The organism is Mesorhizobium sp. C264A (assembly GCF_040324515.1).
In the GTDB taxonomy this organism is placed as follows: Bacteria; Pseudomonadota; Alphaproteobacteria; order Rhizobiales; family Rhizobiaceae; genus Mesorhizobium.
This window is the reverse complement of record NZ_JAMYVY010000001.1, coordinates 1,528,821-1,542,822: the sequence shown is the minus strand read 5'-3', so window position 1 is coordinate 1,542,822 and position 14,002 is coordinate 1,528,821. Positions and strand designations below refer to the sequence as shown.

Below are 14,002 nucleotides of genomic sequence, written 5' to 3'. Positions count from 1 at the left end.
GAATTTCCTTGCTCTTGTAGTTGCACCGCGTTCTTGGAATGTTCTATAGTGCCAAGTGCTGAAGGGTGTACTGATTCACTCCGCTGAGGAAGCATCTACTTGGCTGCTCGCACTGCCACTGTTTCGATTCCAGACATTGATGAAATGTCCGACGATGAGTTGGCAGAATTCGCGTTCATGCGGGACGGACGATGGAGTAGCCACACCAAGGCGCTTCTTCGACGCTTCAAAACCAGCCGTCTGAGTCTGAACAGGGGATGGGCCGCAACATGGTATGGATGGGCGTGTCCATGCTGCAATCGGACCAAGCCGCAGTTTGCCCGACTTAACTCGGCAGGGGTTCTCTTGTGCGAGCTTGAAGTCCACCACGATCACCTCGCCGATCGAGCAGGCAGGCTATTCGAGGAACTCAATCCCCTCACCGACGACAAGGAGTTCGCCGTTCAGCGATCGAAAGCCAAGAGCGCTATGCTTCAGTTTGTCGAGCGATTTGACAGAACGCCGGTGTGTATCGACTGTAATCTCGCGGACAACCGGGCAAAGGCCCTCATAGGCGAAGAGGTCGATCGCCATTTCACGTTTTCGCCAAGGGAGATAGCGACTTTCATCGTTGTAACCGACAATCACGTCCATGGGATTGATGTTGACAAGGCTCACGAGATTTGGACGCAGGTAAAACCGGATTTTGAAGATCGGCTCGACTTTGCCGAACGCATGGGGAAGCGGTTTGCCAACGGCAAAAATCGCCGCGAGAGCGCCCCGTCGCGGGTTAACTTCTGGATGGATGAGCCCTCGGTGGTATGGGAGCAATTCTGTCGGGCGACGCCCGGTCTCGGCAACAGTGTCGGCTGGCGGGTGATCGAGCGATCTGTCTCCAGGGATGCAGTAGGCAAGTCGGCCAAGCGTAAAGATAGCGCTCCCGGTCGACCTCCCACCGATGCCGAATATGCAGGCATCGAAGTGCAGAACAGGGGCCAGAAGCATTGGCCTAAGGTTGGTGAGGACTGGACGTGCGGATGCTGCAAGCGCACGAAACGGCAAATATGTCGAAAGTCTCGCAACTCCGGTGAGTGGACCGCCAAAATCCATGTCCTGTATGACTGGATAGTGGAAGAAGACCCGACCGCGCTCTACTGGCGAGGGGCTGAGACCATCGCGCACATGGTAATTGGCAATCATATCCCGGTGCTCGTCTGCCAAGATTGTCGCCACGTTCAAGCTGAGGTTTGCAAGCTGACGGGGCTAAGCTCGTGGTCCCTTACCATTCAGGATACTAACGCGGCGATTAGCAGTGTGGCTCCGCACCAGATGCACGAGGCGGACTATGAATTGGCGAAAGAGACGGCAGCTAACAACCGCGAACTGGTAGCCGCCGTTGAGGAGTACCATGAGCACGAACGTGAGGCGCGCGCCCGGCTGGGCCGTGCCAAGTGGCTCACGAGGCTACATCGGTGCTCTTTCGATGAAGTCTGCGACACCCTTGCATATGAGTATGCAGAGCCCCGCGGTATCGATCTAGACGAAGGCCAAGCCTACTTGACTTGGCTCCTCGCGGAAGCGCAGCGCTTTGAACGATTAAGGGCTCTGGAGTAGGTCTGGCGGTCAGTACGAGGGATGCCATCCGGCCGCAAGCCATGCGCGGAACTTACTTGATCCTTGGCAAATGGAACCCTACATATGGGACGTGAACAGCGCGGAGGCCGAAAGCTTCTTCGCAGTGGTTGATAGCCACGACAACTGATCCTGAACCGGAGTTGAGAAATGGCCCCTTTGCCAGTCTATTCGACGTTGTTTTCCTGCCTTCATGACGAACCTGCCCCCGTTGGTAACATCGGGAGAGGCACTCACTATTCCGTCCTTCGCAGCATGGAATGGCGAAATGTCCTGCGCGAGCCGCTTAGCTCGGCTCAGATCCATGACTTCGCAGTGATCTGGGACGAAGATCACGACACCCGTGTCATACCGGCCATCGAGCGGATTTATGTGGCCGGCCTATTGTCGCCGGTGCAATTCATCGGCGAGCGCAAGGGTTTCCTTACGGTCATCGTCGCTGCCAATTTCTTCTTCCACGGGGACGGGACTGAACTGGAGAACTATCGAGAGGCGATCCACCAGATTTCCGCCAACCTCGAATTCGACAGCTGGACCTCCGAAGTCGGAACGTTCGACCGGCAGCTGGGATCTCCGCACCAGACGGACACGGTGGGCATCATATCCGACCACGATGAGAAGGTGCAGACCTACCTGCGAAACATTGACAATCTGTGGCGGCTTGGGACGCGATACTACGAGCCGAAGCGGGACACCCTTGTGGCTAGCCTTTTCCAGCCGGCCCCCCTCCCTTCACGTTGCCTTTACCTATCGTCCCCTCCTCCTGATGCGAAGGCTAACGATGGCCAACGGCTACAACCGCGGCGGGCTCAGACTTAAAAAGCCCTGGCGTTTCCGCAGGGCTTTTATGTCGCAGAAATGTTCGGTCGCGGCGCGACGCCGCGGCCTCACCGAAAACAGGATCAGGCGGCCGCCGAAACCTGGGCGCTGGTCGAAACCTCCGCGATGGTCTTCAGGATCTGCGAAGCGATCTGGTAGGGGTCGCCCTGCGAATTCGGGCGGCGGTCTTCCAGGTAGCCCTTGTAGTCATTGTTGACGAAGGAATGCGGCACGCGGATCGAGGCGCCGCGGTCGGCGATGCCGTAGCTGAAGCGGTTCCACGGCGCGGTCTCATGCTTGCCGGTCAGGCGCTTGTCATTGTCCGGGCCGTAGACGGCGATGTGGTCCATCAGGTTCTTGTCGAATTGAGCCATCAGCGCTTCGAAATAGGCCTTGCCGCCGACTTCGCGCATATAGGCGGTCGAGAAGTTGGCGTGCATGCCCGAACCGTTCCAGTCGGTGTCGCCAAGCGGCTTGCAGTGATACTCGATGTCGATCTCGTATTTTTCGGTCAGGCGCTGCAAGAGATAACGGGCCATCCACATCTGGTCGGCGGCCTTCTTGGAGCCCTTGCCGAAAATCTGGAATTCCCACTGGCCCTTGGCCACTTCGGCGTTGATGCCTTCATGGTTGATGCCTGCTGCGAGGCAAAGGTCGAGATGCTCCTCGACGATCTGGCGCGCGATCGGGCCGACATTCGAATAGCCGACGCCGGTGTAGTACGGGCCCTGCGGCGCCGGATAGCCGCTCTCGGGGAAGCCGAGCGGACGGCCGTCCTTGTAGAAGAAATACTCCTGCTCGAAGCCGAACCAGGCGCCCTCGTCGTCGAGGATGGTGGCGCGCTTGTTGGACACATGCGGCGTCACGCCATCTGGCATCATCACTTCGCACATCACCAGCACGCCATTGCTGCGGGCCGGGTCCGGGAATACGGCGACCGGCTTCAGCACGCAGTCGGAGCTGTGGCCTTCGGCCTGCTGCGTCGAAGAACCGTCGAAGCCCCACAGCGGCAGCTGCTCGAGCGTCGGGAACTCGGCGAACTCCTTGATCTGGGTCTTGCCGCGAAGATTGGGGACCGGCGTGTAACCATCGAGCCAGATATACTCGAGCTTGTATTTCGTCATTCTAGAGCCTCTCGTTGCTTGATCACCGAACCTGGATGACGCCGGCGCGCCGAGCCATCCAGCAGCCCAGCTGCCGGTCGATAAAATGCAAACCGTGTGCCAGATCAGTTGGTCAGGGTGCGGCAAAAATGCCCTTTCATCCCGCCGGTGATGGCAAGCCGCCTAAGCAATGCGCCCGGATCAATCAAAGGCAGAATTTGCTTAAATAACAGGCAAATGCCGATCTTTCTTTAGGCATCTTGCCTAAAAGGATTGCAGGACCTACCTTGATGGAAAGATGAATCGAAGAGCCTCTCCAGAAGAAAGGAGACCGACCATGGAAATCACCTCAGCCCGTCCGTCGGCCAAAATCCTGATGTTCCCGGTGGCAGCGCGTGCGGGTGCCTCAAATTTAGGCGTAAAGGCCAAGTTTGCGGCAGAGCTTGCTTCGCTGCGCGATCACCCGCTTCACCATGGCGAGGCCTGGTATCATGAGGCCGCCATTGCGGAGGCCGAACAGCCTCGCAAGAGCTAGGCGTCTTCCGCGCTGATAGATCGAACAGGCCCACAAATCAAAAACCCGGCGCGATCGCTCGCGCCGGGTTTTTTGTTTGATACAGGGCCGTCGGCTACTGCTTGGTATGCAGGTCGGTGCCGAGCGTATCCCTGACGAAGATCATGCCGATGATCAGCGTCACCGCCGCGATCACCACCGGATACCAAAGGCCGTAATAGATATCGCCCTTGTAGGCGCTGAACGCGAACACGATCGCGGGCAGCAGGCCGCCGAACCAACCATTGCCGATGTGATAGGGCAGTGACATGCCGCTGTAGCGGATGCGTGTCGGGAACATCTCGACCAGGATCGCCGCGATCGGCCCGTAGACCATGGTCACGTAGAGGACCAGGATGAACAGGATGCCGATGACCTTGGCCCAGTTGACCTGTGCGGGGTCGGCAAACATCGCGAACGCGCCCGCTGCCGGAACGCTGTAAACGGTCACCTCGGTGGCGCCCGCGGCCTCATCCTTGGTCAGCACCTTGTCCTTGATCGCCTGTTCGGTCGGGACTGCGGTCTTCTCGCCGGCGCGGATGGCCGCCGCATCGAGCTTCAGTTCAGGATTGGCCGCGACAAAGGCGTCGAGCTTCTGGTCGGCAACCTTGGCGGCAGCACGCTTCAGCGGATAACCGCCACTCTGAAGCGCGAGGTTGATACCCTTCTTGAAGGCAGCGTCGCTGGCAGCCTTCTTGTCGCCCGCGGCCTTGGCATCATAAGACGCCACGGTTTCGCTGCCGATCATGACACTCGCCGGGGTCCCCGCCGCCGCCGTCGAGACGATGTCGTAAGGCACCGAGTTCTTGGCAAGGAAATCGGTCGCGATATCGCACGAACTGACCGGTACGCGTGTTCCGGTCGGGTTGAACTGGAAGTTGCAGTCTCCCGGAGCCGCCGTCACCGTGGCGCGCGTGTTCTGCTGTGCGGTGGCGAGCGCCGGATTGGCGGCCCAGGTCAACGCCTTGAACAGCGGGAAGGTGGTGACGACCGCCAGCGCAAGGCCGGCCATGATGATCGGCTTGCGGCCGATCTTGTCGGACAGCCAGCCGAAGAAGACGAAGAAGCCCGTACCGAGTGCCAGCGCAATGGCAATCATGATGTTCACCGACTGCGCGTCGACCTTGAGCACATTGGCCAGGAAGAACAGTGCGTAGAACTGACCATTGTACCAGACCACGGCCTGACCGGCGGTGAGGCCGAACAGCGCCAGGATGGCGATCTTGGCGTTTTTCCACTGGCCGAAGGCTTCCGACAGCGGCGCCTTGGAACTCTTGCCCTCTTCCTTCATGCGCAGGAAGGTCGGCGATTCCGAAAGCGACAGCCGGATCCAGACCGAAATGCCGAGCAGGATGGCCGAGACCAGGAAAGGAATGCGCCATCCCCAGGCGTTGAAGGCGTCCTTGCTTACAGAATTCTGCACCAGCAGGATGACAATCAGCGACAGGAACAGGCCGAGCGTCGCCGTCGTCTGGATCCATGACGTGTAGAAGCCGCGACGGTCATCCGGCGCATGTTCCGCGACATAGGTCGCGGCGCCGCCGTACTCACCGCCAAGCGCCAGGCCCTGCAGCATGCGCAGCGCGATCAACAGGATCGGCGCCAGAATGCCCAGTGTCTCTGAGCCCGGAAGCAGGCCGACAAGGAAAGTCGACAGACCCATGATCATGATGGTGACAAGGAATGTGTATTTGCGGCCGACGAGATCGCCGATGCGGCCGAACACCAGCGCGCCGAACGGGCGCACGATGAAGCCGGCGGCGAAGACCAGCAGCGTGAAGATGTAGCGGGTGCTTTCGGGAAACGAGTTGAAGAAGGTCAAGCCGATCGCGCCGGCCAACGCTCCGTAGAGATAGAAATCATACCATTCGAAAACCGCGCCCAGCGAGGAGGCGAAGATGACCTTCTTCTCCTCTCGTGTCATGCCGCGGCTGGCTCCGCCGGCGGTCGATGCCAATGCCATTGAACTGTCCTCCCGTGAAATCCCGTCTGTCCTCGAGGCTGGGCGTCATCGTCGGCGTTCCCTCTGAACGCGACTCGAACCAGCCATCGGCGTAAAAAATGACAGAAAGCGACCGCCGGAGGCAGACAGACCTTGGATTTATGACTTTGGTATTAGGTGCAGTGCGGCAAAAGGCCGAGGATCAGGTCTTCAGCGCGTCGAGCAGGCCGACGGCCGCCATCATGTCGCGTTTGCGGGCCGAGCGGCGTGCGACAGCCTCGGCGTCCTGGCCCCAGTGCTCGACCTGCCAGTCCTCGTCGACATGGCCGGCGGCCCACGCCGCGTCGCCGTCGAGCGCGCCGTAATCGACCGCCAGCGCCAGCAGCGCCGACCCGGTCAGCGAAGTCATGACATGGATTGCAGCCAGCCGCAGCGGCTCGGCACGCTGGGCAAGATGGGCGCCGAGGACGGCGAGGCTTTCGCGCGGCTGCTCGACATGGATGATGCCCTCGGCGAGGTTGAACCGAGCCCCTAATGTCGCCCTCGCCCAGTCGATCACCGGATCCCAATGCTGGTTCTGCCGCTCGACCAGCCCCTGCGGCGCGTCGGCGCGGTAGCAGGTCAGATCGGACGAGGCGAAGCGCAAGACGTCCTCCAGCACCGCCTGCGGGTCGCTGGCGACGCCGTCGATGGCGGTGTTGACCAGACGCAGCACCGGCATCGTGACCGGGTCGATGGTCTCGCCCTGTGCAGCGAACTCATTGGCGACCAGGGCGGCGGCCTTTTCGGTCGGCAGCGCCAGCAGCGCCTTGCCCGGCGTGCGCACCGGCTTGCCATCGAGGTGGACGACAAAACCGTCCTCCACAGCTACGACCGACACGTCCTTGTAGAAGCGCTTCGGCAGGTGCGTCTTCATCTGGATCTGCGCGCGGCGGACCGGATCCGGATCGGACAGATGCTTTCCCGCTTCGAGGTCGTTGAGGATGTCACGCATGGTCGAACTTTCTATCCAGGTACCTGCTTGCGCGCCGGCCGGTTGACGATGATCAGGCCGACAGCGATCAGCCCAAGCGCCACAAAGATCCTGGTCGTCGGCGCCTCGCCCAGAATGATAGCGCCGCAGAGGACGCCGAACACCGGCGACAGGAAAGCGAAGCTCGACAGGGCCGATGCCGGATAGCGCCTGAGCAGCCAGAACCACAGCACATAGGTGAAGGCAACTATATAGAGCGACTGGAACAGCAGCGCCAATGCCGGCAAGGCACTGACCGCGCGGATCGGTGGGCCGGCGAAAGGCAGAACCAGGACACCGACAATGGCCGCACCGGCCAGCTGATAAAGCAGCAATTTCTCGGCACTGGTCTCGACCAGTTTCGAACGCTTGATGACGATACTGGTCGCCGCCCACAGGATACCGGAGCCGAGGCTGAGCAGATCGCCCATCAAGGTCACGTCGGTGCCGCCGGCAATCCCGTCGGAAAACACCGCCACCAGGCCGCAGAAGGCGAGAACGAGCCCGCCAAGCTTGCGCGCGTTGATACGCTCACCGAGCAGGAAATGGCCGCCGACCAGGACCCAGAACGGCATGGTGTTGACCAGCAGTGTGTTGCGGGCAACGGTCGTGTATTCCAGCCCGATATAGAGGCACAGGAACTCGACGCCGAACAGCACGCCGACGATGATGCCGGCGACAAGCGACCCGTCGGCCTTAAACAACCTGATGCCGCGCAGCCAGCACCAGCCGAGCACACAGAGCCCGCCAATGATCGAACGTGCGATCGAGACGAAAACCGGATCGAAGCCGGCATAGGAGATCTTGGCGGCGACGTAGTTCAGGCCCCAGGAAAAGGTCAGCCCGACCATGATGGCAGCAGCCGCCAGATCGACCGCATCGCGGCGATCCAATGCCGAGGCAACGGCCAATGTCAGTCCTCCGCGCTGGCGTCGTCGAAGCCGATCAGGTTCCAGCTCTGGCGCATATGCGGTGGCATCGGCGCGGTGACGTCGATGACGCCCTTGTCCGGGTGCGGAATGACGATGCGGCGCGCATGCAGATGCAGGCGGTTTTGAATGCCGCCCGGAAAGTCCCAGTTGGTGTCGGCCTCGAAATATTTGGGGTCGCCAAGGATCGGGCAGCCGATATAGGCGGCATGAACGCGCAGCTGGTGGGTGCGGCCAGTGTACGGCTCCATTTCCAGCCAGGTCATCGTCTGAGCCGCCTGCTCGATGATGCGATAGTAGGACACGGCGTGGTCGGCGCCCTTTTCGCCATGAGCTGCCACGCGCACGCGGTCGCCGTCCTCGGTCGGCTCCTTGATCAGCCAGGTCGAGATCTTGTCCTCGCGCTTGGGCGGGACACCTTTGACCAGCGCCCAATAGGTCTTCTTGGTCTCACGCGCCCGGAATGACTCGGAAAGCTTCATCGCCGCAAGCCTGGTGCGGGCAACCACCAGCACGCCCGATGTGTCGCGGTCGAGCCGGTGAACCAGGCGCGGCTTCTCGCCCTTCTGGCTGCGCCAGGCCTCCAGCATGTCGTCGACATTGCGGGTGACGCCCGAGCCGCCTTGCACCGCCAGGCCCGCCGGCTTGTTGAAGACGAAGACTTTTGGATCTTCGTGGATCAGCATCTTGGCCAGCACATCGGCGTCGCCCTTGTTGCGGATCGAGTAACCCGTAAGCGCACTCTCGCCCTTCTTGTCGACCTCGAGCGGCGGCACACGCACCACCTGGCCGGGCTCGACACGGCTGTCGGCCTTGACCCGGCTGCCATCGACGCGGATCTGGCCCGAGCGCAGCAACTTCTGCAGATGGCCAAAGCCGAGGCCGGGGAAATGGGTCTTGAACCAGCGATCGAGCCGCATGCCCGCCTCGCCGGCCTCCACCGTGATCTGTTCTACGCCTGCCATGATTTTCGCTTTATCCGTTTCTAACGCGTGACCCCGAAATCTACTCCGGCTTTCGGAAAGGATCATGCGCAAGATCAAAGTTTCTGCAGCGCGTCCAGAGGATGCGGCGTGCTCCAGGTCGGGGCAATAACACTATGAAACGGTTCTTGCGAGCCAAAGTCCCAGAAACAGGGCGATAATGGCGCCAACGACGCTGGCAAGCGCATATCCCAACGCCGTCAGCGTCGCTCCGCGCTCCCACAGGGTCGCGAAATCGAGCGAAAAGGCGGAGAAGGTGGTGAAGCCGCCAAGGATGCCCGTGGCGACGAACAGCCGGAGCTCATTGGAACCGCCGCGCCGCATCAGCGCGGCGACGAACAGCCCCATAACAAAGGAGCCGAGGATGTTGATCGCCATTGTCCCCCAGGGGTAGTTGGGGCCGACGAGGCGCAAGGCGCCGATGTTGGTCAGGTGGCGGATGCCGGCGCCGATGCCGCCGCCGACCACAACAAGAAGCAGATTGAACATGCCCGTTTACTGCCCGGCCAAGGCAGTGCGGTCAATCCCTTCAGGCTAACGCCTCAGGTCGTCTCGACCTTCTTTGCCTTGCTCGAGCCGATCATCTTCCAGTTCTTGTAGAACATGGAATTGATGCGCTCGACGGTGACCGAAACGATGGCGAGAAGTCCGGCGATGAAGCCGGGGAACGGCGACGGGCGGATTATGTCCATGAACACGCAGTAGCGGCGTCCGTCATACTCGTTGACCGAGCGGTGCAGCAGCGTGTCGTCGAAAATATAGAGCGGGTTGTCGTGCCAGTAATTCCTGGCGCCGTTGCATTCGACGAAAACCTCTGCCTTCACCGGCAAGAGATTGTAGAGGATGCGCAGGCTGAGCCGGAGCGGTCCGAAATGCCAGGAAGTCGATTCCTTGCCTCTGAAGACAGACACGGCAATGGTCTTGATGTATTTGAAATCCTTGTTGAATTCCGCGACATTGTCGATCCGGTGCTTGCCGTACCACTGATAGACATACATGCCGCGACGACCGGTGCCGAAATTGGCGTCGATATCGGCGATGATCTCGTCCTTGCGCGCCTTGAAGACGTCAAGAACCTCGTTGACCTCGCGCTGATAATCGGCGGGAAACTGCTCCAGCTTCCACACGCCCGGGTTCCTGTAGCAAACGAGGTCCACCAGCAGATTGAAGGGCGACAGCAGCCAGGTGAAGATGCCATTGCCGAGGAAATAGCCGCGCAACAGCGACAGATCCTTGTTGGCGTTGCGCAGCACATCGATCAGGCCGCAGACGATCCAGATCGTGGTCAGGATCGGAATGAAATAGAATCCGAGCGCGAGCAGCGGGACAGCAATCACAGCCTGGCGAAGCATTTTGCGAAGGGATTTTGTCATTTTCTGTTCGCGCGGCGCGCTGTCCCCGTTCCGAATTATCGCCCGTCCTGGCAGCCTCCCGGCCGAGTCATGCGACGTGATAGGGCTTTTTGTCATGCGGTACAATCACACTGCTGTGACTGGCGGGGACAGAATTTCAGTTCATCGCGGGCAGGCCGAGTTCGTCCCGTTTGTCCCGCGCACCTATTTCTCCCGCTCGCTGCGCAGCTTTGCCCAATAGTCCAGCCGTTTCTTGATATCGCGCTCGAAGCCGCGTTCGGGCGGATCGTAAAAGGTCTGCCGGCCCATCTTTTCGGGGAAATAGTCCTGGCCGGAAAAGGCATCGGGCTGGTCGTGATCGTAGCGGTAGCCGGCGCCGTAATCCTCCTCTTTCATCAGCTTGGTCGGCGCGTTGAGGATGTGCTTGGGCGGCAGCAGCGAACCGAACTCCTTCGCCGCCCGCGTGGCTGCCTTGAAGGCGGTATAGACGGCGTTGGATTTGGGCGCGGTGGCGAGATAGACGGTGGCCTCGGCGAAGGCCAGTTCGCCTTCGGGCGAGCCGAGATAGTCGTAGGCGTCCTTGGCGGCGTTGGCGATAACCAGCGCCTGCGGGTCGGCCAGCCCGATATCCTCCATCGCCATGCGCACCAGCCGGCGGCCGAGATAGAGCGGATCCTCGCCGGCGTCGAACATGCGGGCAAGATAATAAAGCGCCGCGTCCGGGTCGGACCCACGCACCGATTTGTGCAGCGCCGAGATCAGATTGTAGTGACCGTCCTGGCCCTTGTCATAGATCGGCGCGCGGCGCTGGACGATGCGCTGCAGCCCTTCGGGATCGAAAACCTCGCCGGGTTTGGCGGCGCGCCAGACTTCCTCGGCCAGCGTCAGCGAGGCCCGGCCGTCACCATCGCTCATGCGGATGAGCATCGCCCGCGCCTCTTCGTCGAGCGGCAGCGCCCTGCCCTCTGTCTCCTCCGCGCGCGTCATCAGCTTGGCGATGCTCTCCTCGCCCAGCGAGTGAAACACCAGTACCCGCGCGCGCGACAAAAGCGCGGCGTTCAGCTCGAAGGACGGATTTTCGGTCGTGGCGCCAACCAGCACGACGGTGCCGTCCTCCATGACCGGGAGAAACGAATCCTGCTGGGCGCGGTTGAAGCGATGGATCTCGTCGACGAACAGCAGCGTCTGGCGGCCATTGGTGCGACGCAGCTTTGCCGCCTCGAACACTTTCTTCAAATCGGCAACGCCGGAAAACACCGCTGAGATCTGCTCGAAGGCAAGGCTGGTCTCGCCGGCCAGCAGCCGCGCCACGGTGGTCTTGCCGGTGCCGGGTGGCCCCCAGAAAATCATCGAGCCGAGCGAACCGGAGTTGATGAGCCGCGTCAGTGCGCCGTCGGGGCCGGTCAGATGCTCCTGGCCGACGACCTCGCCAAGGTTTTTCGGGCGCAGCCGATCGGCCAAAGGCCGGCCGGGCGGCGCTCTTTCCGGTTCATCGACGCTGAACAGATCGGCCATCTAGGTCTTCTGGTTGGAGCACGATCCTCAGAAATGGGAAGATCGCCTCAGTAACGCAACACCTGGCGCAGTATCTGCCCGCCGCGCTCGACGGTAAAGCGCCACCAGCGTGTATCCTGCTGGGCAAGCTGCGCCAGTGTCGCCGCCGTATCGACCGTCGTGCCGTTCACCTCGCGCACGATGTCGCCCGGCTGGAAGCCGAAATCGGCGGCCGGCGAATCGCGGTTGATGTCGACCACGGTGACCCCCTTGAGGTCGGTGCGCAGGCCGAGCCGCTGGGCGAGCCTGGGCGACAGTTCCGCGACCTTGGCGCCGGAGAATGGGCTGCGGCCATGCAGGGTCACTTCCGACGCCTTGGCTCCTTCCGGCGCGCGCTCCAGTGCAATCTCCATCGTCGCCTGCTGGCCCTTGCTCAGGATGGCGAAGGTCGCCTTGGTGCCGATCGACAGGGTCGCCATGCGGTAATCCAGCGCCTCGATGCCTTCGACCGTCGTGCCATTGAGCTGCAGCACGACATCGCCGGGCTTCAGCCCTGCCTTGGCCGCCGGTCCGGCTTCCTCAACCGACGACACCAGCGCGCCGGTCGGCTTCTCCATGCCGAGCGATTCGGCGATCTGCGGTGTGACCGCTTCGAACTCGGCGCCTATATAGGGCCGCTCGAAGAAATCGAGCCCGGCCTTGGCCGCGTCGGCGAAGGCGCGCACCATGTTGGCGGGGATGGCAAAGCCGATGCCGATCGAGCCGCCGCTGCGGCTGTAGATGGCGGTGTTGATGCCGACCAGCTGGCCGCCCATGTTGATCAGCGCGCCGCCGGAATTGCCGGGATTGATGGCGGCGTCGGTCTGGATGAAGTAGCCCGAATCCGAAACGCCGATATGGCTGCGGGCAAGCGCCGAAACGATGCCGCTGGTGGTGGTCTGGCCGACGCCGAACGGATTGCCGATGGCCAGCACCAGGTCGCCGACCTCGAGCGCGTCGGAATCGCCGATGGCAATCACCGGGAACGGCTTGTCGGAGGTGATCTTGAGCACGGCGAGGTCAAGCGTCTCGTCCTTGAGCATGACCTTCGAGGTGAATTCGCGCCCGTCGGCGGTCGCGACCTTGACCTCGTCGGCATCCTTGATCACGTGGAAATTGGTGACGACGACGCCGCTCGGGTCGACCAGCACGCCCGAGCCGAGCGAGGATTGTGCGCGCGGCTGCGCGCGGCCGAAGAATTCCTCGAAGAAAGGATCGCCGTCAAAGGGCGACGTGACCTTGGCCGTCTGCGAAGCATAGACATTGACCACCGCCAGCGCCGTCTGCTTGACCAGGGGCGCAAACGACAGCTGTACCTCTTCGCGGCCGAACGGCACGCGCTTGTCGGGACCGGAGGTGCCGTTCTCGCCTTCGACGCCATGCAGGAGGTCGGTCAGCACATCGGAGAGCCCCGGATCGGCTGGCTTGGCGGCGTCCTCGGCCAGAGCCTGCCTGACTGTCGGCGCGGCTGCGAACGCCATCATGGCGAAGAGCAGAACAAGAGACAGTCGGTTGGCGCGCATTCGCGAATCCTCCAAGGCAAGTTCGGGGGCATTGTCCCGACGATTGTGCAGAATGAAAGGCTAATGCACTGAAATGCGGCGATTGTCGTGCAAAAGCACTTGGCCGGCAGGCAAAAAAGCCTGGCGAAGCATGCCCTCGCGACAATGCAAAAAAGGGGCCCGAAGGGCCCCTTGAAGTCATTCCTGAAAAACCGAGCCTTATGCGGCAGCGGCTTCCTCGTCGGTGCCTTCGGCCTCGATGCGGGCGCGGTCGCCGGCGCCCTTGGCCGAGGTGTCGCGATCGACGAACTCGATGACTGCCATGGCGGCATTGTCGCCGTGGCGGAAGCCGGCCTTCATGATGCGCAGATAGCCGCCATTGCGGGTGGCGTAGCGCGGCGCGATGGTGTCGAACAGACGCTTGACGACGCCTTCATTGCCGATCTGGGCAATCACCTGGCGGCGCGCATGCAGGTCGCCGCGCTTGCCGAGCGTCACCAGCTTCTCGACGATCGGACGCAAATCCTTCGCCTTCGGCAGGGTGGTGACGATCTGTTCGTGCTCGAGCAGCGACACGGCGAGGTTGGCGAACATCGACTTGCGATGGCTAATGCTTCGGGCGAAGCGGCGGCCTTTAAAACCGTGGCGCATGGCTCTTTTCCT

The 14,002-nt window shown here is 61.6% G+C and carries 13 protein-coding genes; 3 read left to right on the top strand and 10 right to left on the bottom strand.

Annotation, left to right across the window (positions count from 1 at the left end):
* Positions 1–99 precede the first annotated feature (99 nt).
* Both NKL04_RS07545 and NKL04_RS07540 read left to right on the top strand, forming a co-directional pair.
* The gene (locus NKL04_RS07545; protein ID WP_156951492.1) at positions 100–1,593 is read left to right on the top strand and encodes a hypothetical protein; all 1,494 of its coding nucleotides are present in this window, start codon (positions 100–102) and stop codon (positions 1,591–1,593) included.
* Between the two features lie 168 nt (positions 1,594–1,761).
* A complete protein-coding gene (locus tag NKL04_RS07540) occupies positions 1,762–2,430 on the top strand; it encodes a hypothetical protein (protein WP_023701771.1) in 669 nt (222 codons plus the stop codon).
* 83 nt (positions 2,431–2,513) lie between these two features.
* Here the strand turns inward: NKL04_RS07540 and NKL04_RS07535 are convergent, their stop codons facing one another.
* A complete protein-coding gene (locus NKL04_RS07535) occupies positions 2,514–3,554 on the bottom strand; it encodes a glutamine synthetase beta-grasp domain-containing protein (RefSeq protein ID WP_023691256.1) in 1,041 nt (346 codons plus the stop codon).
* A gap of 316 nt (positions 3,555–3,870) precedes the next feature.
* On the opposite strand from NKL04_RS07535, the gene NKL04_RS07530 reads away from it, so the two are divergent.
* Positions 3,871–4,068, top strand: coding sequence for a DUF2735 domain-containing protein (locus tag NKL04_RS07530; protein WP_023698802.1), 198 nt, complete (start codon positions 3,871–3,873; stop codon positions 4,066–4,068).
* A 94-nt stretch (positions 4,069–4,162) separates the two neighbouring features.
* Here the strand turns inward: NKL04_RS07530 and NKL04_RS07525 are convergent, their stop codons facing one another.
* The 9 genes from NKL04_RS07525 to rplQ form a co-directional block, all read right to left on the bottom strand.
* Positions 4,163–6,049, bottom strand: coding sequence for an MFS transporter (locus tag NKL04_RS07525; protein WP_023701772.1), 1,887 nt, complete (start codon positions 6,047–6,049; stop codon positions 4,163–4,165).
* A gap of 181 nt (positions 6,050–6,230) precedes the next feature.
* Positions 6,231–7,022 carry an ATP12 family chaperone protein gene (locus NKL04_RS07520; protein ID WP_023688421.1) on the bottom strand — a complete coding sequence of 264 codons (792 nt, stop codon included), beginning with the start codon at positions 7,020–7,022 and terminating at the stop codon, positions 6,231–6,233.
* Positions 7,023–7,033: 11 nt separating this feature from the next.
* Positions 7,034–7,891 carry a DMT family transporter gene (locus NKL04_RS07515; RefSeq protein ID WP_081740673.1) on the bottom strand — a complete coding sequence of 286 codons (858 nt, stop codon included), beginning with the start codon at positions 7,889–7,891 and terminating at the stop codon, positions 7,034–7,036.
* Positions 7,892–7,953: 62 nt separating this feature from the next.
* Positions 7,954–8,934, bottom strand: coding sequence for an RluA family pseudouridine synthase (locus tag NKL04_RS07510; RefSeq protein WP_023701774.1), 981 nt, complete (start codon positions 8,932–8,934; stop codon positions 7,954–7,956).
* 132 nt (positions 8,935–9,066) lie between these two features.
* Positions 9,067–9,441: a fluoride efflux transporter CrcB gene (gene crcB / locus NKL04_RS07505; RefSeq protein ID WP_023682593.1), complete on the bottom strand. Its 375-nt coding sequence runs from the start codon at positions 9,439–9,441 to the stop codon at positions 9,067–9,069.
* Positions 9,442–9,494: 53 nt separating this feature from the next.
* Positions 9,495–10,325, bottom strand: a complete 831-nt coding sequence (locus NKL04_RS07500; protein WP_023701775.1) for an aspartyl/asparaginyl beta-hydroxylase domain-containing protein — start codon at positions 10,323–10,325, stop codon at positions 9,495–9,497.
* Between the two features lie 183 nt (positions 10,326–10,508).
* Complete coding sequence (locus NKL04_RS07495) at positions 10,509–11,819, bottom strand: replication-associated recombination protein A (protein WP_023701776.1); 1,311 nt, start codon at positions 11,817–11,819, stop codon at positions 10,509–10,511.
* Positions 11,820–11,866: 47 nt separating this feature from the next.
* Complete coding sequence (locus tag NKL04_RS07490; protein ID WP_023701777.1) at positions 11,867–13,360, bottom strand: DegQ family serine endoprotease; 1,494 nt, start codon at positions 13,358–13,360, stop codon at positions 11,867–11,869.
* A 198-nt stretch (positions 13,361–13,558) separates the two neighbouring features.
* Positions 13,559–13,990 carry a 50S ribosomal protein L17 gene (rplQ, locus tag NKL04_RS07485; RefSeq protein ID WP_023682598.1) on the bottom strand — a complete coding sequence of 144 codons (432 nt, stop codon included), beginning with the start codon at positions 13,988–13,990 and terminating at the stop codon, positions 13,559–13,561.
* Positions 13,991–14,002: the final 12 nt, after the last annotated feature.